19 protein-coding genes and 1 riboswitch are annotated in these 26,056 nt (G+C 45.5%); of the genes, 18 read left to right on the forward strand and 1 reads right to left on the reverse strand.

Annotated features, from left to right (window positions below; genetic code table 11):
* Positions 1–2: 2 nt before the first annotated feature.
* From VN379_RS05175 to VN379_RS05230, 12 genes are all read left to right on the forward strand, one after another.
* Entirely contained in the window at positions 3–1,286 is a 1,284-nt protein-coding gene (locus VN379_RS05175) for a CoA transferase (RefSeq protein ID WP_325531493.1), read from the forward strand.
* A 50-nt stretch (positions 1,287–1,336) separates the two neighbouring features.
* A complete protein-coding gene (locus VN379_RS05180) occupies positions 1,337–2,470 on the forward strand; it encodes an acyl-CoA dehydrogenase family protein (protein ID WP_325531495.1) in 1,134 nt (377 codons plus the stop codon).
* A gap of 24 nt (positions 2,471–2,494) precedes the next feature.
* Positions 2,495–3,280, forward strand: a complete 786-nt coding sequence (locus VN379_RS05185) for an electron transfer flavoprotein subunit beta/FixA family protein (RefSeq protein ID WP_325531497.1) — start codon at positions 2,495–2,497, stop codon at positions 3,278–3,280.
* A 17-nt stretch (positions 3,281–3,297) separates the two neighbouring features.
* Positions 3,298–4,491, forward strand: a complete 1,194-nt coding sequence (locus VN379_RS05190) for an FAD-binding protein (RefSeq protein WP_325531499.1) — start codon at positions 3,298–3,300, stop codon at positions 4,489–4,491.
* Positions 4,492–4,515: 24 nt separating this feature from the next.
* Positions 4,516–5,706: a methyl-accepting chemotaxis protein gene (locus tag VN379_RS05195; RefSeq protein ID WP_325531501.1), complete on the forward strand. Its 1,191-nt coding sequence runs from the start codon at positions 4,516–4,518 to the stop codon at positions 5,704–5,706.
* A 100-nt stretch (positions 5,707–5,806) separates the two neighbouring features.
* On the forward strand, positions 5,807–6,943 hold the full coding sequence (locus VN379_RS05200) for a uroporphyrinogen decarboxylase family protein (protein WP_325531503.1): 1,137 nt from the start codon (positions 5,807–5,809) through the stop codon (positions 6,941–6,943).
* A gap of 21 nt (positions 6,944–6,964) precedes the next feature.
* Entirely contained in the window at positions 6,965–8,440 is a 1,476-nt protein-coding gene (locus tag VN379_RS05205) for an S-layer homology domain-containing protein (RefSeq protein WP_325531505.1), read from the forward strand.
* Between the two features lie 796 nt (positions 8,441–9,236).
* A complete protein-coding gene (locus tag VN379_RS05210) occupies positions 9,237–10,175 on the forward strand; it encodes a D-cysteine desulfhydrase family protein (RefSeq protein ID WP_325531507.1) in 939 nt (312 codons plus the stop codon).
* Between the two features lie 82 nt (positions 10,176–10,257).
* Complete coding sequence (locus tag VN379_RS05215) at positions 10,258–11,853, forward strand: PAS domain-containing protein (protein WP_325531509.1); 1,596 nt, start codon at positions 10,258–10,260, stop codon at positions 11,851–11,853.
* A 280-nt stretch (positions 11,854–12,133) separates the two neighbouring features.
* Positions 12,134–13,189 carry an HD-GYP domain-containing protein gene (locus tag VN379_RS05220; protein WP_325531511.1) on the forward strand — a complete coding sequence of 352 codons (1,056 nt, stop codon included), beginning with the start codon at positions 12,134–12,136 and terminating at the stop codon, positions 13,187–13,189.
* Positions 13,190–13,214: 25 nt separating this feature from the next.
* Positions 13,215–13,301: riboswitch (cyclic di-GMP riboswitch) on the forward strand.
* Between the two features lie 129 nt (positions 13,302–13,430).
* The gene (locus VN379_RS05225) at positions 13,431–15,464 is read left to right on the forward strand and encodes a methyl-accepting chemotaxis protein (protein ID WP_325531513.1); all 2,034 of its coding nucleotides are present in this window, start codon (positions 13,431–13,433) and stop codon (positions 15,462–15,464) included.
* 168 nt (positions 15,465–15,632) lie between these two features.
* Positions 15,633–16,985, forward strand: a complete 1,353-nt coding sequence (locus tag VN379_RS05230; RefSeq protein WP_325531515.1) for a GDSL-type esterase/lipase family protein — start codon at positions 15,633–15,635, stop codon at positions 16,983–16,985.
* Positions 16,986–17,010: 25 nt separating this feature from the next.
* Here the strand turns inward: VN379_RS05230 and VN379_RS05235 are convergent, their stop codons facing one another.
* A complete protein-coding gene (locus VN379_RS05235; RefSeq protein WP_325531517.1) occupies positions 17,011–17,895 on the reverse strand; it encodes a LysR family transcriptional regulator in 885 nt (294 codons plus the stop codon).
* A 139-nt stretch (positions 17,896–18,034) separates the two neighbouring features.
* Between VN379_RS05235 and VN379_RS05240 the strand changes: the two genes are divergently transcribed.
* The 6 genes from VN379_RS05240 to VN379_RS05265 all read left to right on the forward strand — a co-directional run bounded on the left by VN379_RS05240 (position 18,035) and on the right by VN379_RS05265 (position 26,027).
* Positions 18,035–18,394, forward strand: coding sequence for a CidA/LrgA family protein (locus VN379_RS05240; RefSeq protein ID WP_325531519.1), 360 nt, complete (start codon positions 18,035–18,037; stop codon positions 18,392–18,394).
* 1 nt (position 18,395) lies between these two features.
* Complete coding sequence (locus VN379_RS05245; RefSeq protein ID WP_325531521.1) at positions 18,396–19,088, forward strand: LrgB family protein; 693 nt, start codon at positions 18,396–18,398, stop codon at positions 19,086–19,088.
* Positions 19,089–19,594: 506 nt separating this feature from the next.
* Positions 19,595–21,376, forward strand: coding sequence for a PocR ligand-binding domain-containing protein (locus tag VN379_RS05250; RefSeq protein WP_325531523.1), 1,782 nt, complete (start codon positions 19,595–19,597; stop codon positions 21,374–21,376).
* Positions 21,377–21,698: 322 nt separating this feature from the next.
* A complete protein-coding gene (locus tag VN379_RS05255; RefSeq protein WP_325531528.1) occupies positions 21,699–22,715 on the forward strand; it encodes a diguanylate cyclase domain-containing protein in 1,017 nt (338 codons plus the stop codon).
* Positions 22,645–25,602: a hybrid sensor histidine kinase/response regulator gene (locus VN379_RS05260; protein WP_325531530.1), complete on the forward strand. Its 2,958-nt coding sequence runs from the start codon at positions 22,645–22,647 to the stop codon at positions 25,600–25,602. The genes VN379_RS05255 and VN379_RS05260 overlap by 71 nt, the downstream gene beginning before the upstream one ends.
* A complete protein-coding gene (locus VN379_RS05265) occupies positions 25,599–26,027 on the forward strand; it encodes a chemotaxis protein CheW (protein WP_325531532.1) in 429 nt (142 codons plus the stop codon). Before VN379_RS05260 ends, VN379_RS05265 begins: the two co-directional genes overlap by 4 nt.
* Positions 26,028–26,056 lie beyond the last annotated feature (29 nt).

Consider the following 26,056-nt stretch of genomic DNA (forward strand, 5'->3'; position numbering starts at 1 on the left):
TTATGAAAAAGTGGGAAGATGTTAAGAAAGTACCGGCACCGGCGATAGCCCCGGCCTTTGGTCCTTTGTCGGGCATGAGGGTACTTACAACCGGTGGCCATCTCGCGATGCCCTATGCGGCTACGATGATGGCCGACTTTGGTGCTGAAGTGTTCTATATCGAACGTCCCGGCGGCGGCGATCCTTATCGCCTATTCAGTCCGTTCCTTACTGGTGAGAATGGACAGAAGGTAGGTGCATCCTGGATACAGGACGCCAGAAACAGGCTAAGCATAACGTTAGAGACTAATTTAAAAGTAGCAGAAGCACGGGAAGTATTTTTTACCTTGATTAAAAACAGCGACGTTTGGATGGAAAATGTGGTTTGGACCGATAAACTCGGAATTAAGGACGAGGATTTACTGAAGGTCAATCCGGCGCTGGTCATCATTCACATTAGCGGTTACGGGAAAGCCAAATTCGGCGGCATCCCCGAACTCTGCGACCGGGGTTCCTTTGACGTCATTGGGCAGGCGGCCAGCGGCTGGCTAACCCTTAATGGCGATCCCGATGGTCCGCCCTCAAGAGGCAACCCCGGGTTAAATGATTATGTTTCGTCGATGTTTGCCGTCTTCGGTGCGCTTTCAGGCTACATCCATGCTCAGAAAACCGGACAAGGACAAGTCATTGACGTAGCACAGTTTGAAGCACAGTCGAAATTCATTGCAGATTATGTCGTGTTGTGGGCCAACGAGGGAATTATGCGGAAAAGATCAGGGAACAAGCAATTCAATGTGCAGCCGTATAACATCTTTAAGGCTAAAGATAAAGAAGTTGTGGTCGGGGTAGTTGGCCCTGCGGTATACGCCCGGTTTATCAAAGCAATGGATTTAGACCCTAACGTCTATAGCTTTGAGGCCTGCAGCTCCAGTCCGGAGGCCGTCGAATCTGAAGTCGGCCGTGAGCTTGATAGTATTCTCAGGAAGTGGATTTCTGAGCACACCGCCCAGGAAGTGGAAGAGCATATGTCCAAATTCAAAGTGCCGGCACAGGTAGTGGTTGATGCTGAGGATATTGTCAACAGCAAACACTGGCTTGACCGGCAGGATATTATTGAGTATGAAGATCAGACGACCAAGAGAAAAGTCAAAGCTGTCGGTATTGTTCCCAAGATGGATAAGACCCCAGGCCAGGTATGGCGTGGCGCACCGGCGCTTGGTCAGGATACAGAAGCCATTCTTACCAAGGTCTGCGGTTATAGTGCGGAAGAGATTGCCGCTCTCCGGGAAAAAGGCATCATCTTATAGATACTTGTTACAGAATAATCTGAATAAACAATTAGAATGGAGGTTGTGTCTTGGGATTTATTTTAGAAGAAGATCATGAATTAATGCGGAAAATGGTACGGGGGTTCGCGGAAAAAGAACTAGCTCCCTATGCCAGGGAAATGGACATTACGGGTGAATTTCCCCCTGACATCCTAAAAAAGTGCGCCGAACTGAACCTTATGGGGCTTTCAGTAGCCGAAAAATATGGCGGAGCAGGTAGTGATTTGCTGACCCGGGTGATTGCTATTGAGGAGGTAGCCAGAGCAAACACGGCAGTAGCATTCGTTATAGGGTTACAGGGACCAGCTGAATGCTTGGAATATGCGGGAACTGAAGAACAAAAACAAAAATATCTGGTTCCCCTGGCTACCGGTGAAAAATTGAGTGGCTTCGGCCTGACCGAGCCGGGGTCGGGTTCAGATGCTACCGCTATGCTGACTACCGCCGTGCGTGATGGCGACTCCTGGGTTCTAAACGGATCAAAGTGCTTTATCAGCAACGGCGGGGTTGCCGATATCTATGTAATATTTGCAAAAACCCCCCAGGAAGAGGGGGTCAGGGGTCCGAGTGCATTCATCCTGGAAAAAGGGACGCCTGGTTTTATTTTTGGTAAAAAAGAAGAGAAGATGGGCTTTAGTGCCTCTACTACCCGCGAATTAATTTTCCAGGACTGCCGGATACCTGCTGAAAATCTTTTGGGAAAAGTAGGTAAGGGAATGCATCTGGCCATGTACTCGTTTGATCAGGGGCGTATTTGTTGTGCTGCTATGGCCATTGGTCTCACACAGGCCAGTCTGGAGGCTGCCGTAACCTATGCGAAACAGCGCAAGACTTTTGGTAAACCAATTGCCGAACATCAGCAGATTGCATTTTATATCGCTGAAATGGCCACCAAGCTGGAAGCAGCCCGTTCCCTGACTTACCGTGCGGCATCCCTGTATGATGCCGGTCAGCCAGTCGGCAAAGAATCGGCTATGGCCAAGTATTATGCCACTGAAGTTGCCGTATGGTGCACTGACAAGTGCATGCGGATTCATGGCGGCTACGGTTATATGAAAGAGTATCCGATTGAACGGTACCTGCGGGAAGCCCGTCTGCTGATTATTGCCGATGGCACGACGGAGATTCAGAAGGTCGTCGTTAGCAGGATGGTACTGGGATAGAAATAGTTAGACGGAGGCGAATAGATGGAAATCGTAGTATGTGTCAAGCAGGTTCCTGACACCACCGAAGTAAAAATTGATCCGGCAACCAACACCCTCATCCGGCAGGGTGTACCAAGTATCGTCAACCCGTTTGACAAGAATGCCATCGAAGCGGCTTTGCAGCTAAAGGAAAAGCATGGCGGCAAAGTCACCGTGCTATCAATGGGACCGCCGCAAGCCAGGGATGCCCTGAAAGAATGCCTGGCGATGGGCGCCGATACGGCAATTCTCATTAGTGACCGGGCTTTTGGCGGAGCCGATACGCTGGCTACCAGCTACACCCTGGCAGCGGCCATTCGCAGGCTCGGTATCTATGATGTAATCATCTGCGGCAAACAAGCCATTGACGGCGACACTGCCCAGGTAGGGCCGGAAACTGCGGAACACCTGGGTGTAGCCCAGGTTACCTATGTCGCCAAAATCGATATTGACGGCAACACTGCCCGGGTCGAACGCGAACATGAAGATGGTTATGAGGTTATCGAAGTCAAGCTGCCTGTTTTAATCTCTGTGGTCAAATCTATCAATGAACCGCGATATCCTTCGATGAAAGGGACGATAAAGGCCAATCGCACCGAAATTCCTGTGTGGACGGCGGCAGACCTTGACGTGAAAGCAGAGCGGCTTGGCCTTACAGGCTCGCCTACACAAGTACAGAAAATATTTACTCCACCCCGGCGCGTTCAAGGTGTGCTCATCCAACGGGACACGGCGCGGGAAGCTGTGTCCGAGCTGCTCCAAAGACTGTCTGACGCAAAAATTGTTTAAGTCGGGGGGAACGAAAAGTGTCTGTAAAAGTAATAGATGAGTGCATAGGTTGCGGCGCTTGTGAAGCCGGGTGCCCGTTCGGGGCCATTGTTATGCAGGACGGAAAAGCCAATATCACGGAAACCTGTACCCAGTGCGGTGCCTGCATTGACAGCTGCCCAGTGGGAGCTATTATCCGTGATGCAGAAGCTAAAGTAGTGACTATGGACAAAAACCAATATAAAAATGTTTGGGTGTATGTTGAAGCCGGGGACGGAAAACCACGCAACGTTGGCCTTGAATTGCTGGGTGAAGGCCGTAATTTAGCTGATGCCATGGGCCAAAGCTTAGCAGGAGTACTCATCGGTGATCATGTCGGGGACTTAGCTAAGGAGGTGCTTGCCGCAGGAGCAGATCAGGTCTATGTAGTGGAAGCGCCTGAGCTAGCCCAGTATAACACTGACGGCTATACCGCTGTACTTACCGATCTGATTGGAACTTACAAGCCATCGGTTATCCTGCTTGGTGCGACTAACGACGGGCGTGACCTCGGGCCGCGAGTCGCCTGCCGCGTAGGGACCGGCCTCACCGCCGACTGCACCGGCCTTGGCATCGATACGGCAACCGGGCTGGTGGCCTGGACCCGGCCGGCCTTCGGGGGCAATATTATGGCCACCATACTGTGCCCGGAACACCGGCCACAGATGGGTACTGTCCGGCCGTCGGTGTTCAAACGCCCGGTTCCTGACTACCGGCGAGTCGGCGATATCATCCGCGTAGCCAGCAAAGTCCAGGCCGCCAGCATTCGGACCAAAATCATCGACATAGTTCGTGTTTGTACCACAGCCTGTAATCTGGAAGAAGCTGAGATCATTGTAGCTGGGGGACGTGGACTGGGAAAAATGGAAAATTTCTGCCTGGTGGAAGATCTGGCTAACGTCCTGGGCGCAGCAGTGGGCGCATCGCGGGCAGCAGTGGATGCCGGCTGGAAACCGGCGTTGCATCAGGTCGGCCAGACTGGCAAAACAGTAGGGCCGAAGATCTACTTTGCCTGCGGCATCTCCGGCGCCATTCAGCATCTGGCCGGGATGTCATCTTCGGACATCATCATCGCCATTAACAAGGACCCTGATGCGCCGATCTTTACTATGGCCGACTTCGGCATCGTTGGCGATGTGGTGGAAGTTCTGCCGATACTGACTAAGGAATTCAAGAAGATAAAATCTAGTTGAAGAAGCGTCATGGTGCAATAGATTATGAAAGGATCACAAAAAATGGAATTGAATAATTTGCGGATGCATGCCAGAGATTTGGAGTGTTTGCGAGCATTTTTTCAAATCATCAGCCATTCTTTTGCCGAGGGAGCCTGTTTCCTTACTTCAGATCTTGACAAAGTAACTTTTAAATCGGCAGACAGATTTGATATCCCGGGTACAGAGCCGGGTACACCGAACAGGAAAGGCACCCTCACCGACGAGACTATCCAGACCGGGAAAATCGTCGTTCGTAACCTGGACGGCGGCGTATATGGCCTGGGTATCAGAATCCGGGCCCTGGGCATACCGGTCTGGGATGACAGTGATACCAAGGTAATCGGCACCTGGGGGTTGGCTGTACCCCAGCAGCATAAGATTGTTCAGGCGTTCGATTTTTTCGCGCCGGTTCTGACCGAGCAATTATCAGAGGGTGGATTTTTGTGTGTGACCAATAAGGATTGTTGCGTCAAAAGGCAGGGGTCTAAGAAATTCGACATGGAGCAAATCCAGGTTGGCACACCAAACCGCGACGGCAGCGTTTCTGCGCAAGCCATCAAACAAAAGAAATTGGTCATTCAAGAGGTCGATTCGTCGCTCTATGGTTTCCCGGTCCTTTCTGCCGCTACCCCGCTGCTTGATGAAGCAACCGGTGAGGTGATGGGAACCTTCGTCCTGGTATTGCCCCGCAAATTGGCAAATGATCTTAAAGAGTTTGCCCGGTCACTGGAACAGGGGTTAACAGGTGTAGCTGCCTCCATGCAGCAGATTGCTGCGGCAACGAATGATATATGCAGTAATCAGAACCATCTTCATCAGGAAATTGATCTGGTAAAAGGGCAATTGGAACAAATCAACCAGGTTATGGCGTTTATCAAAACGATTGCCGATGAAACGAAAATGCTGGGTCTGAATGCGGCCATTGAGGCTGCCCGGGTTGGCGATGCCGGTAGAGGGTTTGGCGTTGTGGCAGAAGAAATTCGCAAGCTGTCGGAAGAGTCCAAACAAACGGTTAAGCAAATCAAAGATCTGACTTTGAAAATTGAAAAATCAATGAATGAGACCGCGCATGACTCCCAGGCTACGCTCGCGGTGGTCGAAGAAACCTCGGCAGCCATCCAGGAAGTAAATGCCACTATTGAAGAGATTACCAGTCTGTCAACCCAGCTGTCAAATACAGCCTCAAGCCTGTAGGGGGAGGGCAATTACTACAGGTAATCTCAGAATAAAGCTTGATCAGGTTTGTCGAGGCGATCTGGTAAAACTAGCTAAGAAATATCGGAGGAGAGATAAAATGGCTAAAGACACTATGACTGCGGAAGAACGAATTGTTGCATCAATCAATCTTCAGCCGGTGGACCGGGTATGTTGTGCGCCGCTGATCGAACAATATGCCGGGCAATACGCCGGGATTACTAACAGGGAATTTCTCTGGGACTGGGATAAGTGCATGGCGGCTATCGATAAAGTCAAGGAAGCATATCCTATTTGGGATAGCAACGCCTATATGCAGCAACTGCGCTACGGTCCGGTGGCAAAGGTGGTCGGCTCCATGCGGTGCAAATACCCGGGCGTGGACCTGCCTGACAATGCCCAGTACCAGATGATTGAAATTGAGGCATTAACCCGCGACGACTATACATTATTAGCAGAAAAAGGGTTTATGGAATATCGGATGACATTCCTGGAACGGGCCCATAACAAAACCCGGGAAGAAGTACTGGCCGGATTACAAGAACTGGCAAGGCTGCGCCAGGCTGAACTGGAGGCCACGCAGCGCCGCGGTCAAAGCGCAACCTGGGCCTCGTGGGCCGGTCTTACACCCTTTGATGCTTTTTCGATGATGCGGTCTATCGAAAAATTTTTTAAAGATATGTACCAAATAGGCAGTCAACTGGAGCAGTTAATGTGGACCTGCAATGATGCAGCAGTTGACGCAGCCGTAAAAGGGGTGGAGGCAACCGGAATTAACCGGGTATTCTACGGTGGCGTCAGATGCAGCGGGCAGTTTATCGCCAAGAAAAATTTTGAACGGTTTGCCTGGCCCTATTTGAAAGATATTATCAACCGGTTGGCCGAAAGAAATATTGTACCCATACTCCATTTTGACTCCGACTGGACTGAGAATCTGGAATATTTTCTGGAATTGCCGCAAGGGAAATTTGTGCTGGAGCTTGATAGTACGACCAACATATTTAAAGCATACGAAATCCTGAGAGGTCACTGCTCGATTAAGGGAGACGTAGCCCCGGCACTGTTTACAGTGGCCTCGCCCAGTGAGATGGATGAGTATTGCAAGAAGTTACTCACTACATTCCGCAATGGCGAAGGGCTGATTTATTCCTCTGGTTGCACGCTGCCAATGAACGCCAGACATGAGAATGTGAAAGTGTTCTTTGATGCGGTGGAAAAATACGGTCGCTATAATTAACGATTGAAAGAGGGTAATGATATGAAACAGACAAAAAAGTGGCTGACGGTTGTACCTTTAGCTTTAATGTCCGTCGTAATGACAGGCACACCGGTGTTGCCCACTACCGTTTATGCGGCTACGATCCAATCTTTCAGTGATGTTGCCGCCAATCACTGGGCCTATGATGCCGTGGCGAAACTAGCTAAAGCCGGGCTGGTCGACGGCTATACCGACAAATCCTTCCAGGGTGACAAGACGTTAAGCCGGTATGAGTTCGCAATTATTGTTACCAAAGCAATGGATAAGTTTGATAAAGCCGATGACGCCAACAAGCAACTGATTGATAAACTGTCGATTGAATTTGCTACCGAACTTAACCGTTTGGGCGCACGGATGGCCAAAGTGGAAAGTAAGACCAACACCTGGGTTAGTGGCGAAACAAGGCTCCGCTATTTGGGAAATGACCCCAAAGCAGGCGGAACAAAGCTGCACGGATCGGACAGCTTTGATTTCCGACAACGCGTCAAATTACAGGGAACTATTAATGATGATGTTTCCTGGATCGCCCGGTTATCGGCCACCGGTAAAGCCGGCAATTACAATAATGGTAATGACGGAAGTAATGCTTCTTTTGACATCTTAGCTGTTAATGCTAATAACGTTCTCGGCCTGGATAAAGTCCGGATCGGTCGTTTCCCGTATGATAGTTTTAGCCATGGCTTGTTTAGTAAGGCAATCGGCGTGGACGGCGTTCGTGTCGATAAGAACTTGGGCGATATCTTATTTACCGGTTCAGTGAATAATGTCAGGGGGAATACCAATCAAGGCACCGGTACAGGTGACAGTGGCGATGCGAACACTGTCACCACCGCTCAGTTCTCGGGAAAAACAGGCGATTCAGTGGGCTGGAAGGCTGGTTATTACTGGTCTGATAACCCCGGTACAGGTAATCTCAGCGGTACCGGCAACACCAACACCGGCATCTTTGGTACTACCACTACTGCTGCGACGATATTTACGCAAGCCACCGGCTGGAATCTCGGCTTTGACGCTAAATTGGGCAATGTCATGTTGATCGGTGATTATCTGTCTACAAGCCTTAAGCATGCGGCCACCGGTCTTCCTGACAACCCGAAAGGCTGGGCGGTGGAACTTACCAACGCTACTAAGATGCCGCCCGTTTTTTACGGGGGCAAGCTCCTTGTAGATGCTAAGAAAGTAGGGGATTTTGGCTGGTCGGTGTCCTATCGCAGCATTGATGCCGGTGCCATTCCGAACGGTGCCGGCGGCTTTGATGCCCAGGCAGTCAGTTATGGCGGGGATCCCTACTCAACCGTTGCTAAAGGGAGTGATAATATTAAAGGCCTGTTCGTGGCGCTGCAAAGCACAATAAGTAAAAACATAATCTGGACCATTGAGGGACAAGACTTGAATATTAAGAATAGAAACCTGACAAACCTGGCTTCCGGTGATCTGGGCAAAACCTACATGACGAAATTTGAGTTCTTCTATTAAACTAAACGTATAACTAGAACAGCTGCAAGTACGCCCACTCTTTATCTATAAATCCAAATGACTCTCCGATTAATCGGGGAGTCATTTGTGAAGACGAGGGGACGGTGGTTGTGTCTTGGGAGTTTTCTCTGAGAGAATCCTCTTTATGGTAATAATTTGCTGTCAGAAGAAAAGTTGTCCGAGTTTTTTAGGACAAATAGGTGTTGGCGAACGGGAACTAGCAGTTAAACTTTGGAGAAAGTTCATTTATCTGCAGGCTGTTTGTAGCGTTACCCCTGCGAGCTAAGTGGCGGTGAAAAGCAGCGGGTTGTCTTATCTCTTTATTTCGCATGATCTTAGTACCGTTAATTTTATGAGTCAACAAATGCTGGTTATGCAGTACGGTCAAATGGTTGATTTATGTGAGGGAAAAGACCTGTTTGCACCAGAGCGTCACGTCTACACCAAACAGTTATTGGAACTTTTTTCTGGAAATTAAGCTAACTAGAGTATAAATTGTGTCTGATTGAGGTCAATAAATGCATTGGAAAAGGAGAGTTAGTGGCTTGAGTCAGCAAGATTGCTTTAATTGTTACCAAGCTATTACCGCCTTGGCGGATAAATAGCTGAACAGTGGAAACCAGCACTAAGGCGAGTGCTGGTTTTTTCCTATTTTAGAATGGTTTAATCTATTACTATGCAGTTACACCAAGTAACCCGAGAGCTATGCAGGGCTTTGTATTACTTTTACAGAATAATAAATCAATGCTACTATTTGTAGCAAGGCAATTAACATAAAAAGGTAAGGAGGAACCCTATGTTTGCAACACCCTTGGAATATCTGGCTAGATTTAGTCAAGTGGCTGGTCGCGAGATCTGGATTAAGCGGGACGATTGTAATGGTGATATTCTGACCTCAGGAAATAAGCAGAGGAAGCTCCTAAATCTCTTAAGAGATGCACACAATCACAGTGCTGACGTAGTGCTAACGTCTGGTGGTCCTCAGTCAAACCATGCCAGGGCAACAGCGGCATTAGCGATCAAATCCGGGCTGAAACCTGTGCTTGTTTTGGGTGGGGAAGAACCAGAGATCCCTACCGCTAATTACTTACTGAACCGACTTATGAATGTCCAAATGATCTTTACCGGTGCAAAAACGCAGGAAGAAATGAATGACGCCGTACATCAACAGGCTGAGAAGCTCAGACGGGACGGGCACACCCCCTATAGTATCCCTGTTGGTGGCTCAAACGGTATTGGCTCTGCTGCCTATGTCGAGGCTTATAAAGAACTTAAAAGGCAAAATCAAGAAATTGTATTTGACTGGTTGTTTGTTGCTGCTGGCTCAGGGGGAACTATGAGCGGGCTGTTGATCGGTAAGCATATGTTTGCTGATACAACGCGGATAGTAGGGATTTCCCCGTGGCTACCCGCGGTTCAAATTAGAGATAAGGTTGACCAATGCATAAAGGAAACCTTATCTGTGTTAGGTGTTGGCATCAAAGTCAACCTGGAGGATATTCTAATTTCTGACGCTTATATTGGTGACGGTTATGGTATTCCCACGCAAGAAGGCATTACTGCTTTAAAACTCTTAGCCCAAACAGAGGCGATCCTGCTTGATTATTCCTATACGTCCAAAACAATGGCTGCTTGCCTCCAGTATATTGACCAAGGCATTATTAAGCCCTCAGAAAAAGTGCTTTTTTGGCATACTGGCGGAGCACCCAGTATTTTTACCCGTGGTATAGAGTAATGATAGAAAACGGTAATTAAGTTAGTGCAAATGGTGTGTCCCATTTCGACATTGTCAAAATTGCTTTTGGGAGAACAAGAGGATGCCAGATAACCGTGCAGAATACAATGGTGATAACATGCCTATTCTAGTGGCCCGTTGGGATTGTACAGGCTATGTTGTGAGTATCCTGTATAATGACCTGCATCTAGGCATGCTACCAAATCAACCTCTCGGCGAAAATTTCCGGGAATTAGGGTTTGAGCCAACAAATTGTGAAAAATGTGAACAGTATTTTAAGCGGGTTTTGGCTACACCCGGTAAAGTGTTTTTTCAACTACATAGCGGCACGCGGTATTATCATGTTACATATCTACCGGAGTGTAATTGTAAGGGGGAAGTGGAAACCGTACTTGGAATAGTGCGGGATATGACGCAAGACCAAAGAATTAAAGATGAAATGGCACTGACTCAAATCAAGTTTAAAATGGCGCAGCAAATTGCCAAACTGGGTTACTTCGAATGGGATAGTAATAATAATGAGCTCTACTGGTCTGATCAACAATATAGAAATTTTGGCTATGCTCCTCAGTCTTTCATTCCGACGAGGGAATTCTATCTAAGCCGGATCTACCCGGAGGACTTAAGCATAGTAAATATGACTAATCAGGTAGAGCGGAAGGGGGAGGTGGAATTAGAGTTTAGAATTATTAGGCCAGATAGATCTGTGGGCTGGCTATGGTCCCGGTGCGAATCTGTTATGGACGAACAAGGCTTTACTACCAGAATATTCGGGACGACTCAGGATATAACCGAACAGAAGCAGATCGAGACGCGCATTCAAAGAATCGGAAAAGATCTTATTTTTACCAATCACCTGTACAGCCGGAGTGCTTATCTAAATAAGTTGTTGGTTAATGCCTATTCATCAGAGTATATAACCAAGGCACTTAATGAATTTGGCATTGAAACGAAAGTGGCGCATTGTTGTTTTGTGATTCAATTGACTCATAGACCGGTAGTTAACGCTGAGGCGCCTGCCGATACTGTAAGTGCTAAGATTGCCGGAAAGCAAGCCGTATTAGTCTGGCTTGCAGAAAAAGAAATGGGATGGATCTGGAAATTCAGTGATGATATTGTCCTGTTGATTAATCTGACAGAAGCCGGTATTGGCAGTAAACAAAGTCAAATTGAATTCGCCAACCAGCTGATTAGTGAAATGACAAAGCTCTTCCCGCATATTTGTGCTAAAATCGGTATTTCGGGTGCTTCGGGAATTCCCATTGATTTTCGGGATATCTATGAAAAAGCGAACAGGGCGGTTGTTGTTGCAGCGTCTATTAATTGTTGTGCATCGGCAGTTCACTGTGATGATATTGGGATTTATGAGGTTGCTTTTCAATTGCTCCATGATAAAAATACCTGTGCATTAGTACAAAATACCATTGGACGACTTGCTGAATATGACCAGGCTCGCGGGAGCAACTTATTATTTACTTTAGAATTGATACTTGAAGATATGAATTTGAAGATGGTGTCACAGAAGCTTTTTATACACCACAATACGGTCATATGGCGAAAAAGACGGATTGAGGCTTTTTTAGGGATGTCGTTGGATAAAATGGAAACAAAGGTGCTGCTGATATTGTATTTGAAAATTTGGAAGTTACAAAAGGCAGAGAATGGTGAAAATAGATGAAAATCAAGCAGGAAAAATTACTGTTGTTGTACGGTAACAACAGTCACCAGTTTTTTTTGTACTCTAGTCCACTAGTATTAGCACAGAAAGTATTGTAGAATTATGTATGAATTTGAAATAATATGCGGGATTTTGATTGTTAATGAAAAAGCTACTTTATCATATATGTGCAAAATAAGAAGAGAATTTACAATAGGCGGGTTGAAACTCACTCGGAATAATTAAGTACCTGGCTTGTTGTATATAAGTTAGGTACTATTTTATTTGAACGGAGGAACAGATGTTTCCGAACCAACACTTATTACGGGTAGAAGAGCTTAAGCCAGGCATGGTAGTTTCACAACCGGTTATATCTGATACAGGGCAAGTACTGTTGGAACGGGGTATATTTCTTACAGAGGAGTTAATTGAGAGTCTTAGCAACTGGCGGGTAATCAATGTGAGCATAGTGCTTCCCTATAAAAACTTATCTTCACAGTGCGGGTTTTTTAGCATCTATAAAGATACCCTCGAGTCAGTAGAAAAAACTTTTAAAAAAGTCAGGGCTTTTAAAGAAGTGCCAATTGCCGAGTGTAAAGAGCTGGTTGAAAACTATATTGAACTTATTATCAACATTGTAGGTGTCATCGATGATTTGCATAATGTTAAGTCTCATAATGAATATACGTTTAAACACTCGCTCAATGTAGCAATAATTGCTGGGATTATTGGCAAATGGATTGGATTTACAGGTCAGAGATTGAAAGATATCATATTAGCAGGGTTGCTGCACGATATTGGTAAAGTATTAATTCCTGAAGACATACTGGATAAACCCGGAAAGCTTACACCGGAAGAGATGGCCATTATTAGAACCCATCCTACTCACGGTTATCATCTATTGGACGACTGTCTAGAGATAGCGGAAGAAGTAAAATTAGGAATACTGCAGCATCATGAACGGGAAGATGGCACTGGTTATCCCCTGGGCTCATCCCAGGGAAACATCCATATCTATGCTAAAATTGTAGCAATTGCCGATATTTACGATGCAATGAGTACCGAACGGGTCTACCGGAAAAAGATTCCACCCTTTACTGTTGTCGAGAATATTCTTGACCAGATGTATGATAAGCTTGATCCGCACATCTGTCTGGTATTTTTGGCACACATCCGTGGATTTTTACTTGGCAGCTCGGTGTTGTTAAATGATGGCAGTAAGGCCAAAGTAGTATTGCTAAATGGGCTGTTGCGGGTAAGGCCTGTGGTTCAGTTAGAAAGTGGTGATTTAATTGACCTAGACAGAGAAAGGAAATTTGAGGTTGTTACGGTACTGGATGAAGTAAACGCGGGATAAGCAATAAGAGAGATTCCATTCAATAAAAGAATATTGGCAAACTTGCTGAAAGGTAAGGACGCAAAGCCATGGGTCTAATGAATGTACATTCTATGATTGCCAGGTTGCTATTGAACTAACGGAAGTATTCGTCAGCCTTGGCAACAGGCATATGACGATTTTTTTATTTGTAAGCACATATGCTTGGGCTATTATCTGTGCTTACTCAATATTTGAAAATTAATAAAAGGAGCTTCCAGAAGTGAAAATAAAAAAAATTCAGACACACCTGCTGCTTATCTTGTTGCCACTGGTATTAGTATCCTTAAGCGTGCTAGCCGGGGTTAGCTATTATCTCTCAAACAAATCATTAACAGAGAGCATTGACGAAACGGCTATGGCGGTGGGAACTGACTATGCTAATCGTGTGCAGGGTGACATAGAACTCTTAATCTCTCAACTGGAAGGCCTGGCTAGTGTTCAGGGCGTTAGTGCAGGGGCTGATAAGATTCAGATTGCCCGGGACTTGGCGGAGTTCCAACAGCGAATTAAGAGTTTTGATGCTGTTATTTTTATTCTGCCGGACGGAGCAGGTATTTCCGGTACTGGCGCTGCAGCTTCCTATGGTGAACGTGATTATTTTAAAAAGGTTATTGCAACAAAGAAATCCGTTGTTTCAGATCCCTTGGTATCGAAGGCGACCGGGAAGCTAGCCGTTGTCTTGGCTGTACCGGTCACGAATAATGGTCAATTAACCGGTGTACTTGTCGGAACATTTTCAATGGAGAGATTGTCATCCATGATTAGGGATCTACATTTCCTGGATACTGGCTATGGTCAGCTTAGCGATGATTCAGGGCTGATTATCGCCCATCCCAAACGCCCTGAACTTGCAGGTACACTAAACCTGGCTGAGAAGAAAATAAATCCCGAACTTAAGCTAGAGCAGACTGAACTTGATGATCGTCTGATAAACTTGTTTAAGGAGGCTGCTCATTCAGGGAAACAGGCCCGGGGGGTATATCGCTTTAATGACAATGTGGAGAGGGTCGGCGTATCCACGCCGGTTGCTTTACCTGGCGGTCAACGCTGGGTAATGATGGTGGCGGCCCCGGAGGCTGAAGCTACCCGGGCAACAAATACCCTGGCGAGAACCATGCTGATTATTTCAATTGTGTGTTTACTTATTGCGACAGCAGGTATTATCATGATCGCAAAATATATTGCCAGACCTATTTCCCTGATTCGGGACGAATGCCTGCTACTAGCTCAGGGCGATTTACGGGAGCGTGAGGCTAAGATTTTCTCCGAAAACGAGATTGGCCAACTGGCCAAAGGCTTTCGGGAGATGCGGGAGAACTTACGCGAGCTTGTCGCCAGGGTACACTCTCAATCTGAGCAATTAGCTGCTTCGAGTGAAGAGTTGACGGCCAGTGCCGATCAATCGGCACAAGCCGCCAACCAAGTTGCAATTTCCATTACTGATGTGGCAACAGGGGCGGGTGAACAACTGGCTGCAGCAACTGAAGCCGCAGCGGTGGTTGAAACAATGTCGGCGAGTATTCAGCAGGTTGCGACTACGACCAGTGGGGTAGCCGGGCAATCAGCGCAGGCTGCCAGTAAAGCTGATGAGGGCAATACCTCTGTAAATAAAGCTGTGCATCAAATGCATCAAATTGAAGAGACTGTCAATAGTTCGGCCAAGGTAGTCGCTCAATTGGGTGAACGGTCAAAGGAAATCGGTCAGATTGTTGCAACCATCTCCGGTATTGCCGGGCAAACTAATTTATTAGCGCTCAACGCGGCTATTGAGGCTGCACGGGCGGGCGAACAGGGACGAGGTTTCGCAGTTGTGGCAGAAGAAGTACGCAAGCTTGCTGAGCAATCCCAGGAAGCTACTAAGCAGATATCATCCTTGATCGGTGGGATTCAGGGTGATACCGAAAAAGCGGTACAGGCAATGGACGCGGGTACCAGGGAAGTCAAATTGGGAGCAGCAGTGGTCAATGCTGCTGGACAAGCTTTTCAGGAAATCGTGGTATTGGTCACGCAAGTGTCGGAGCAAGTGAAGGAAATCTCTGTCGCTATTGATCAGATGACTATTGGCAGTCAAAAGATTGTTAGTTCGGTGACGCGAATCGACAGCCTGAGTAAAAAGGCGGCTGGAGAAGCCCAGACAGTATCTGCGGCTACTGAGGAGCAGTCGGCAACTATGGAAGAGATCGCCTCCTCCAGCCAGAGTCTTGCCCATTTGGCTACAGACCTTCAGGAAGCTGTTAGGAGGTTTCGCGTGTAACATAAACCGGATAGCGCTCGTGCGTGTGCTTCTAAATTTGACATGGATCAATCAGTCTGTTAAAATTAACATTAAAATGTGATAATCATTATCATATAATTGACTAGGTGTTAAAGTATGACTGTAATACATATCAAATCGAAATACATTGCAAGGTAGGTAATCCCAATGACACGTTCAGAGCGTAACCGACTGTCACGCCAGCATAATACTGGTTTTGGACAGAAGGGTGTTTTTATATTCAAAACCGTTATTATTATGTTGTTTTTAGTGCTATTGTCCCCTTTTCTTCAATCAGCTATCTCCGGACCTAGCACTTCCCAAGCTCATTCCGGAGAGTTCAATGGCAAAAAGGTACGGTTAGTATGGGAAGCAATCCCGGATGCAGTAGCATATCAGATTGTGTTCAGGGATAAGCAAGAACAGGTGGAAAACGAGGATAGTCTTGTAGACAGTACTCTCTATAGGGAAATATATACTCCCGGTGTTGAGTTAGACACAGCGCTTTTTCCTAAGGGGAAGTCAGTTTGGTGGCAGGTCAGGGCCTTGAATTTAGACCGGGAACCGATTTCCCGGTTTACTGAACCTAAGGATTTAACAGCAGGTGAGGTTGATCCAACATCACCCTATATTACCGCTCATTTAGATACTTTAACCAGGCTTCCTTTATATCCTACCTATGCCTGGATACCGGTGCTGAATGCAGATGCCTATGAGGTGCAGATCTTTTCCGGACAAGTTCATCCTGGTAACCTTAAAAAAAGTTATGTCATAAAGGGCTCGTCGTCATTTGATTGTTATGACAATGACGCGTTTACAGCAGAAGGAAAATATTGGTGGCGGGTTGTTGCTCTGGATGCCAAAGGGCAGCAGCTGGGAGAATGGTCAGAGGCGCAACCCTTTACCGTGCAACTGGCGGGGAATGTGGTGGCCGCATTGGGTGACAGCGTTACCCATGGTGGTGGGGCGATTTCTAATCCACCAAGTGATCTGGTCTACGATTGGACAAGTTCTGTAGGATTTCCGGTAAAAAATTTAGGCCGGAGTGGTGATACAACCAGCTCTATCTCTGAGCGGTTTGACAATGATGTATTGCCATTTAATCCTAAAATACTTGTGATCATGGGGGGAGTTAATGATATTCGCGGCGGAACCTCGGCGTCAGAAGTAATTGATAACCTGAGCCAAATTAGGCAAAAGTGTCAGGATAACAAGATTATCCCTGTATTTCTGACACTTACTCCTGTAAACCCGGCGTTGATAAAACGTGCTTTTAACGAGGATACAAGTCCAGAGTGGCAGGATGAGTGGCTGCAAGTCAACGAATGGGTCAAAGCCCAACCCTACCATATAAATATTGCGCCAATATTTATGACGGCTGAGGGGGTTATGCCTGGTTACTATGCTACCGATGGATTACATCCCGACAGCAAGGGAAAGGCCTTGATTGGACAGTCTGTTGGTGAATTTCTAAGACAAATGTTTGGTGAATATGTTAATAAATATAAAACAGCCCTCTAGTGAGGGCTGTTTTTTTATCACTTATTCACTGCAGGAGATGCTTTTTGGCAAAGCTGAGCCACAATTGGGCGGCATGCGATAAATGACGCCCTTTTTTCCATATCACAGATAATCTATGCCATATTTGCGGACAAACCAACGGGATAGCTGTAATTGCTTTAGTATCAAGCTCTGAACATAGTTTGCTGGCTAGAAATGCAATACCCAGGTTGGCTACTACGGTTTGAACCATAAGGTCTCGCTGTGAGGTTTCAAATATAATCCGTGGCTGAAACCCCGCAATCTTGCAGTGACTGATAATCTCGTCATGCAGGCTAAAGTCGTCACGGTAAATGACAAATGATTCATTTGCGAGAGCGGATAAAGTAAGTTCACTGTTGGCACTTAGTGGATGCTGGACATTAATGATAACGTTGAGCGGATCATTGGTAAGTGAAAAAAACTCGTGGACTGTAACATCAGGTACGCTGCAAATGATGCCAAAGTCCAGGGTGCCTTCTTGAATGGCCAGCTCTATTTTCTTGGACCCATATTCGTATAATTCAATATCAATTTGTGGATATTTATTCCTAAATTCACCAAGTAATTGAGCAAAGACGGTAGCTTCGGTGATAGGGGGCAGGCCGATAACTATTTTCCCTTTTTCTAATTTGAACTCGCTTTCAAACTCACTGGTCAGGTTATCAAACAAGGAGACTACTTGCTGCGCTTTCTCAAAGAAGATAATACCGGCATCTGTTAGTTGCACCGATTTGGAATTGCGATTAAGCAAGGCAACCCCTAATTCAACCTCTAAGTCTTTGACCATTTTGCTAATTGCAGATTGTGATATATGGTTTATGTTGGCTGCTTTACTGAAATTTTTCTGACGTGCGACCTCGACAAAGTATTTTAGATGGTGAATATCCATAGAGCACCCCCTTGCCATTAGTATACTATCTAATTTAGTTATAATGAATATCTAAACTATATATTTTACTTATAGTTTGTCTGTATGTAAAATGATATTCAACTACAATTTATCTTTTAGCAAGAAAGGTGGGAATAAGATGGCAATGAAATTAAAAGCGATAACCTGGCAATTGTTTGTGCTTTCGCTCATTTCCTTTATGGGGGACAGTATAGTTCAATGGTTTCACCTGCCGCTGCCTGGCAGTGTTGTGGGAATAGCCATTTTATTCGCCTTATTAAGCGCTGGTATTGTCAAAGTAGCTCAGCTGCAGATGGTTACCGGTTTTTTACTAAAGCACATGGCATTCTTTTTTGTACCCATCACTGTAGGCCTGATGAATTACTGGGATTTCTTTTATTTAAATGGAATAGGGCTGTTTGGCTCAATGGCAGTTAGTTTGTTGATTGCCTTTCTGGCTTTTAGGGTGACTGGGCCAAAAGAGAAAAGGGGAGAATGAGATGGAATATATAACTACCTTATCATTGATTATACTGACTTTTGTGTCATACATGTTCAGCCGTTTCCTGTTTATGCGCTACAACAACCCGTTATTGAATGTAGTTATCATAAGCTCGGCGTTGATCGTGGCCGCTCTCTTCTTACTTCACTTGCCTTATGCGGCTTACCGGCCAGGAAAAGAGATTATGACAATATTACTTGGTCCTACCACTGTTGCGTTGGCAGTACCTTTATACAACAACAGGGATATTCTGAGGAAGAATCTGGTAACCGTGGTTTTGGGGGTATGTCTGGCTTCTTCATTAACCTCAATTACAGCCATGAGTATTACCCAGATGATGGGGATGCCAAGAGATATTGTTGTCTCAATTGGTTCTAAATCTGTTACCGCACCGATAGCGGCACAGGTTGCAGAGGTAAATGGCGGTGATCCGGACCTGGCGATTGCTTTTGTGGTCGTTACCGGTGCATTGGGTGCAATTGCCGGACCAACACTATTGACGCTGCTGAAGATTACTAATCCAATTATTCGGGGGCTGGCAATGGGCACTACTGCGCACGGGCAAGGAACTGCAACTGCATTGATGGAAGGCGAACAGCAGGGACTTATGGCAGGAATAGGAATGACGTTATCGGCAGTGATTACCTCAACCCTGTTTCCGGTATTAGTTTCTATCCTATGGCATAGCTGACCCACATCTTCATAACATCTTCACAAAGAAGGTGTATACTATAAATAGTAAGAAAGAAGCAACGGAGTGATGACACATATGATGTGGATTTTATTTTTACTTAACTTATTCGTAGTTATTTATGTTGTTAGTATAATTGCCAGGATGAAAGCGAGCGAGGATAATTAACACACAAAATCCGTTCTTTTGCTTTAATGTGCAGCATATTAAGGCAAACTAGAACGGATTTTCGTTTCTATCACTGAAATTATTTTGAACGCTCCACCGATGGCGCTTGATTTCCGCTTTTGCCCAACACATCACCTGCCTGCAAAACTTTAACGCGTAGTATATAGATTGTGACAAAAATCTTTTTGTTTAAACTATGTGTGGATAACCAAGTTTGAATTCTTTGGCCGGGGAACTGTTTTTTAGCGGATATCATTTGCAGGATAACGATTGCTTAATCTATAATATTGTTAAAGAGAAAATGAGAAGCCGCTATGTAGAAGAGAGGAAATTGCACAATGAAGTTTTCGGAGTTAGTGGATATAGCGAAATTACAACAACTGCTTGATTCAATGCATGCTGTAACCGGCATACCTTCTGCACTTCTAGACAACAATTCCGCTATCTTGACTGCTAGTGGCTGGCAGGACATATGCCAGAAGTTTCATCGTGTTTTCCCTGAGACTGCGGCAAGATGCCGCGATAGTGACCGGCGGATATCTAAGCAGCTATCTGAGGGGCAGTCTGCAGGTTATCGATGTGAAAATGGACTGATTGACTATGCTTGTCCTATTATAATTGAAGGAAAGCATTTGGCCTCTCTCTTTGTCGGGCAGTTCCTTACGGAAAAACCAGACGAAAACTTTTTCCGGGACCAGGCACACCGCTGTGGGTTCGACGAGGACGAATATTTAGCTGCTTTACGAAAAGTACCGGTCATCCCTGAAGAAAATGTAGCGAATATCATAGAATTTTTTTCCCAGCTTGCCTCTACAATTGCCTATCTTGGTTATCAAGTACTGCAGTCCAGGACTGCAATGGACTTTAAAGATACTCTGCTGGAGGCTATCCCCAACCCGGTTTTCTATAAAGATCTCAATGGCAGATATCTTGGCTGTAATAAAGCCTTTACTGAATTGCTTGGGTTTTCTAAAGCAGAGATCATCGGCAAATCTGCAAACGAAATTTCACCGATGTGTGTTGGGGAAAGGTATCAGAGAATGGATGCCGGCGTAATTGATACCTTTCAGTCTCATTCCTGCGAATGTGTGGTGCTGGATGCAGCCGGTACGGAGCGAAATATTATTTTTAATAATGCTGCGTTCATTACTGTAGATGGATCAAAAGGTTTAGTGGGGAGTATTCTTGACATCACGGCCCGTAAACAAATTGAGGCTAAGCTTAAAGAAAGTGAAGAGAACTATCATTTATTGTTTAATCATATGATAAACGGCTTTATGTTCCTTCAGGCAACCCCTATGGCGGACGGAGTTATGCAGGACTTCGTTATTCTTGATGTTAACGAAGGCTATGAAGGGATTATCGGACAAACGAAAGCAGAAGTAATAAATAAGAAGATGACGGAGATCATACCATTCACTGAAACCAAAAATCCGGAGTGGCTTTTTGTTTTAAACAAGGTACTTAACACCGGTGAGGCTACCTTGCTAGAGTATTATTCGAAACAAATTTTGAAGTGGCTACGCCTTTCAGTCTATAGCCCGAAACAGGGATATTTAGCAATCGTAGTATCTGATATAACCAGGGAAAAGCGGAGCGAGGAGCAGGTCCAGCAATATGCATATCACGATCACCTGACAGGGTTGCCTAATCGACGACTACTAGATGACAGATTATCTATTGCCATTGCCCAAGCGAAAAGATCAACTGAGCTTATTGCCGTGATATTTTTAGATCTGGATAATTTTAAGCCTGTTAACGATACCTACGGTCATGATGCCGGTGATGAGCTGCTACAGCAGCTAGCTAACCGAATAGTGAGTAATGTACGGGATGGAGATACTGTTTCGCGTGTCGGCGGTGATGAATTTGTTGTCATTCTCCCCAAGGTTAAAACGAAATTAGAAACCAAGCAGCTTGCTATAAGATTGTTAAAAGCCTGCAGAAAACCGTTCATTATTAGAAATAATAAGGTGTTTGTTTCAGCAAGCATTGGTGTGAGTATGTTTCCGGATGACGGAATGGATATTCCGGATCTGATTAGAAGTGCTGATATTGCCATGTATCAATCGAAAAGAAATGGCCGTAACCAGGTCTGTTTTGTGCATGGATGTGTATAAATAAATCTTAGAAAGGAAGTGCTTTTGGTCTTGATGGACAGCGCCTTAGTTCAATAGATGTAAAATGACTACTGTATGAATTTGATCATTTCATACAGTAGTCATTTTTTTAGCAAAATAATTCATCAATTGGTTATGTTTGCCTATGAGCTGATACGGTTTTCTACAAGTTGTATTGAAGGGCGTGAATGCGAGGGGCAACGCCGAATGTGAGTAATAATAATCTTCTAAGTCCTGGCAGCATTGAAGGAGTTTCAGTGTTATAATCGAAAGTAATATTGTTTGTAGCATAAATGATGATGCGGTAGGCAGGTGGTTTCCTATGAAGTTACTAATAGTTGATGATGATAAAATTATCCGGAGGATTCTCTCTTCCATGGTTCAGGATTGGGGCTATGAAGTGATGGTGGCAGCCGATGCTTCAGAGGCATGGAATACCCTATTTGCTAATGATGAGCCGGTAATTGTCCTTATGGACTGGATTATGCCTGATATAGATGGCATTGAACTATGCAAAAAGATTAAGCAGGCTAAAAACGAAGGGGATACTTATGTCATTATGCTGACTGCTAAGAATGACATAGAAGATATGGTGGCCGGCTTTGCAGCCGGAGCGGACGATTTCCTGAGTAAGCCGGTAGATGCGCGGGAGCTGGGAAGCCGCTTGTCTGTGGGCAGCCGGGTTCTAAAGTATCAGCACACATTGGTGCAACGAAATGCGGAATTACAGGCTACAAAGCATGTTATGGAAAACATTATGTGGGAACTGAAAGAGGCCAATGAGAAGCTGCGTGCACTTACCTTAATTGATGGGCTTACTGGCATCGCTAACCGCCGCAGCCTGGAAGAATTTATGGATAAAGAATGGCGGTTTGCAATGAGAGAGCAAATCTCTCTTACTATCATAATGTTAGATGTGGACTTTTTTAAGTTTTATAATGATACATACGGGCATCAGATGGGGGATCTGTGCCTGCAAAAGGTAGCTAATGTTCTTGCTGAATATGTAAAACCTAACGGTGATTTAGCAGCGCGATATGGCGGGGAAGAGTTTGCTGTGGTGCTGAGAAATACAGATGTAGCTGCAGCCAAGCTGGTTGCTGAAAACATTCGAATGGCTGTAGAGCGGCTTGATATCGCACACTCAGACTCACCTGTTGCTAAGTATGTTACGGTTAGCCTGGGGGTTTCGACAGTGATTCCTCAGCCAGGTGAGATATACGGAAAACTGCTTGACACTGCTGACAAAGCGCTATACCAGGCGAAAAATGAAGGACGAAACCGATGGATTTACATTAGTGGATATGCAGGGAGAGGTGTCATGTGTGCTGGATTATGAGGCTCTTCTAGGAGAATTTGTTAATGAAGGCTTGACCCATGTTCAAAGAATAGAAAAAGGCCTGCTTGATGCAGAAAGGGGCCTCCAGGACACTGAGCAAATTAATGCTGTATTTCGAGCGGCTCATAGCATCAAGGGTACCGCCGGTTTTTTTGGACTAAAAAAGATGGTGGAATTATCACATGCCATGGAAGCATTGCTGGCAAAGATCCGTAATTCTGGTAAAGACATGGACAGTGTGACGATTGATGCCCTGCTTTCGGCAACAGATAAGCTGAAAGAAATGCTTGAGAATGTTAAGGATAGTGAAAATACAGAGGTTAATGCTCAGCTCGCCCGGTTGACAGACGCTTTACACTATAAACAATACCCGCCTGCAGCGAAGAAATCTTCCGGCAGCACAAGGCGTGATTTTAATATACCCGGTAATTATAAAGAAATCATACGCGATGCAAAAAAACGGGGGCAGCAAGTATATCAATTGAACCTTAGCCTTGATAAATCTTCAGGACAAAATGCTGTTAGCCCAGATCTCGTCAGCAAGATTAAGTCTATAGGAAATGTTGTATATTGTGATGAAGGCTGCAATGAGCTAGCTTGCCTGTTCACAACTGTTCTGGAACCTGACCTTGTGGCATTAGCCCTGGATGTGTCGGAAGCCGATATTCAGCAAATAAGTGATGACGCCCAGAAGCCTGAGGATTTCAATGTTTTTAAGAAATCTTCAGGTAGCAGGTACTCCCTGGAAGAAACGTCTTGGTCAGCGAAGGGCGAAAACGGTGTTATGGCCGCCTATGGAGGGACTGAGAAGAAAGAGGATGAACGGGTTCGGGTGGACGTCGCACTTCTTGACAGCCTGGTTAACCTTGGCAGCGAGATTGTATTGGGAAGAAATCAGCTTTTTCGCCGTCTGGAAAAATATGCTGCTGCTATACCCGAATTAACTGCTTCACTACAGCATATTGATCGTTTAACAACTGAATTGCAAGAAAAGATAATGCGCACCAGGATGCAGCCGCTGGCTAATGTATTTGATAAGCTGCCGCGTCTTGTCAGGGATTTAGGAAAAAGCACAGGCAAAAATGTTCAGTTGCTTATGGAAGGTAAAGATATCGAACTGGATAAGTCTATCATCGAGGCACTGGCAGACCCTTTGGTTCACCTGATCCGTAATGCCGTGGATCATGGGGTGGAAACACTGGAGGAACGGAAAAATACGGAAAAATCACTGACAGCGATCATTAGTATTAAGGCTCACCGGGAAGGTGGACGTGCTGTTATCTCTGTCTCTGACGACGGAGCCGGGGTCAATCTGGAAAGTGTGGCCAGGAAAGCGATTCAGCAAAATATTCTAACACCGGGACAGTTAGCAGCTATGGGAGACAAGGAGCGGCTTAACCTACTGTTTCATCCTGGATTCTCGACATCTAAACAGATTACGGATATTTCCGGACGTGGTGTGGGGCTGGATATTGCAAAGTCCAATATTGAAAAAATTGGGGGAAATATTGAAGTTAGCAGTGTTTGGGGTAAAGGAACTACTTTCCGCCTGCGCCTGCCCCTCACATTAGTGGTCGTGCCTTCACTCATTGTCGAGGCAGCAAATCAACAGTTTGTGTTGCCACAAGTTAATCTACGGGAGATTGTGCGCATAACCCCTGGTGATAAAATCCGAAAAATTGAATATATCAACGGCTATCGTGTTTTAAACCTAAGGGGGGAGTTACTGCCTATCATCAATTTGGCCGAATGTCTTGGCAAAACTACGGGCAATATTGTTGAGTGTAGTATAACCAGGGTTTTAATTGTTCGAAGTGAGGATAGGGTATTTGGATTAACCGTTGACCGGATTTATGACCGGGAGGATGTACTGGTAAAACCTGTTCCTCAATATATCAAAGAATGTAAAGCTTATTCTGGTGTGACCATCTTAGGTGACGGAAAAGTAGCGATGGTTTTAGACCCGGATAGCCTTGCCCCGGCAACCATGTCAATGGCTACAGAGCGGCAGGATGAAAACTTGACCTATATCGGGCAACGCACCCTTGGTACTATGGCAGAACAACAGGAATTTCTGTTGTTTAAATGCTCCGGACCGGAGAATTTCGGCATTAATCTTCCTTTGGTGGCAAGGGTGGATGAGATTGATGCAGACCAACTTCAAATAATCGGTGATAAGGAGTATGTCAATTACGAGGGTAGTATTTTAAGAATTCTGCGACCTGAAGATTATCTTCCGGTCAAAAAATTGGCATCGCGGCGCAGTAAGTTATGCCTGTTAATACCAAAATCAGTGAAATATCCGGTAGGAATTCTTGTTGAAAGAATCCAGGATACTGTTCAGACAGCGGTGGATATTAACGAAGAAGACATCAAGGCCAAGGGGCTGTGGGGATCGGCTGTAATTCATGATAAAATTGTATTGATTGTAAATCTTTATGACCTGATGGAACTCGCTGATCCTGAGCGTTACGTCACTGAGCAGGAAACAGGCCGGCATGACTGCTGCCAGACAGTACTGCTAGTTGAAGACACTGCTTTCTTTGCCATGGTAGTGCGCCAATACCTTGAAGGAGCAGGTTATCAGGTATTGATGGCAGGCAATGGTGAAGAGGCACTTAATTTACTGGGGAAATGTGCTGTAGATGTTGTGGTTAGCGATATAAGTATGCCGGTAATGAACGGACTAGAGCTGGTCAAGGCAATTCGCAGCAACGAGAATACAGTATCACTGCCTGTGATTGCCCTCACCTCCCTCGCAAGTGCCAGGCTGGAACAGGAAGGCCTGGAAGCTGGTTTTAATTATTATGAACTTAAGCTTGACAAAACAAACTTGCTAAAGAAAGTCGCTTTAGCTCTTAGTGAACGGGAAGGGAGGCTGGCATGAAGGGCAGAGTGTTGACATTTTATCTGTGCGGGGTCTTATGCGGCATTGACGTCAGCCGTGCTAAAGAAATGAATCGAAATGTTGAGTATACAGTAGTTCCGGGGGCTGCAAACAAAATAGCAGGACTAATGAATCTGAGAGGTCAAATCATTACTCTATTTGACCTTGCCACAATACTGGGTTTCTCCCGGCTGGAGAAGCGGCGGGAGATGAATTGCGTTATCCTGAAAGCCAGACCTCATGATTCTGACCAGGCAGGCTTTTTTGTCGATAAACCGGGTGATGTAATTGAAGTGACAGCTGATATGTGCGAAGCACTTCCGGCTAGTTTGGGGGATATCGAAAGCCGTTTCATACGCGAGGTAGTCAAGCTTGAAGACAGTATTTTATTAGTACTCGATCTTGACAAAATCTTCGGGGCATGAACAACTATTAGTCAGTGTGCCCAACAAGA

It is taken from the genome of Sporomusa sp., assembly GCF_035561255.1.
Classification (GTDB): domain Bacteria; phylum Bacillota; class Negativicutes; order Sporomusales; family Sporomusaceae; genus Sporomusa.

Excerpts from the sequence above, each read along its gene's own strand:
- VN379_RS05205 (WP_325531505.1), top strand. The coding sequence starts at position 6,965 with ATGAAACAGACAAAAAAGTGGCTGACGGTTGTACCTTTAGCTTTAATG.
- VN379_RS05240 (WP_325531519.1), top strand. The coding sequence starts at position 18,035 with ATGGCAATGAAATTAAAAGCGATAACCTGGCAATTGTTTGTGCTTTCG.
- VN379_RS05195 (WP_325531501.1), top strand. The coding sequence starts at position 4,516 with ATGAAAGGATCACAAAAAATGGAATTGAATAATTTGCGGATGCATGCC.
- VN379_RS05245 (WP_325531521.1), top strand. The coding sequence starts at position 18,396 with ATGGAATATATAACTACCTTATCATTGATTATACTGACTTTTGTGTCA.
- VN379_RS05235 (WP_325531517.1), bottom strand. The coding sequence starts at position 17,895 with ATGGATATTCACCATCTAAAATACTTTGTCGAGGTCGCACGTCAGAAA.
- VN379_RS05200 (WP_325531503.1), top strand. The coding sequence starts at position 5,807 with ATGGCTAAAGACACTATGACTGCGGAAGAACGAATTGTTGCATCAATC.
- VN379_RS05175 (WP_325531493.1), top strand. The coding sequence starts at position 3 with ATGAAAAAGTGGGAAGATGTTAAGAAAGTACCGGCACCGGCGATAGCC.
- VN379_RS05260 (WP_325531530.1), top strand. The coding sequence starts at position 22,645 with ATGAAGGACGAAACCGATGGATTTACATTAGTGGATATGCAGGGAGAG.
- VN379_RS05250 (WP_325531523.1), top strand. The coding sequence starts at position 19,595 with ATGAAGTTTTCGGAGTTAGTGGATATAGCGAAATTACAACAACTGCTT.
- VN379_RS05255 (WP_325531528.1), top strand. The coding sequence starts at position 21,699 with ATGAAGTTACTAATAGTTGATGATGATAAAATTATCCGGAGGATTCTC.
- VN379_RS05265 (WP_325531532.1), top strand. The coding sequence starts at position 25,599 with ATGAAGGGCAGAGTGTTGACATTTTATCTGTGCGGGGTCTTATGCGGC.
- VN379_RS05230 (WP_325531515.1), top strand. The coding sequence starts at position 15,633 with ATGACACGTTCAGAGCGTAACCGACTGTCACGCCAGCATAATACTGGT.
- VN379_RS05215 (WP_325531509.1), top strand. The coding sequence starts at position 10,258 with ATGCCAGATAACCGTGCAGAATACAATGGTGATAACATGCCTATTCTA.
- VN379_RS05210 (WP_325531507.1), top strand. The coding sequence starts at position 9,237 with ATGTTTGCAACACCCTTGGAATATCTGGCTAGATTTAGTCAAGTGGCT.
- VN379_RS05220 (WP_325531511.1), top strand. The coding sequence starts at position 12,134 with ATGTTTCCGAACCAACACTTATTACGGGTAGAAGAGCTTAAGCCAGGC.
- VN379_RS05185 (WP_325531497.1), top strand. The coding sequence starts at position 2,495 with ATGGAAATCGTAGTATGTGTCAAGCAGGTTCCTGACACCACCGAAGTA.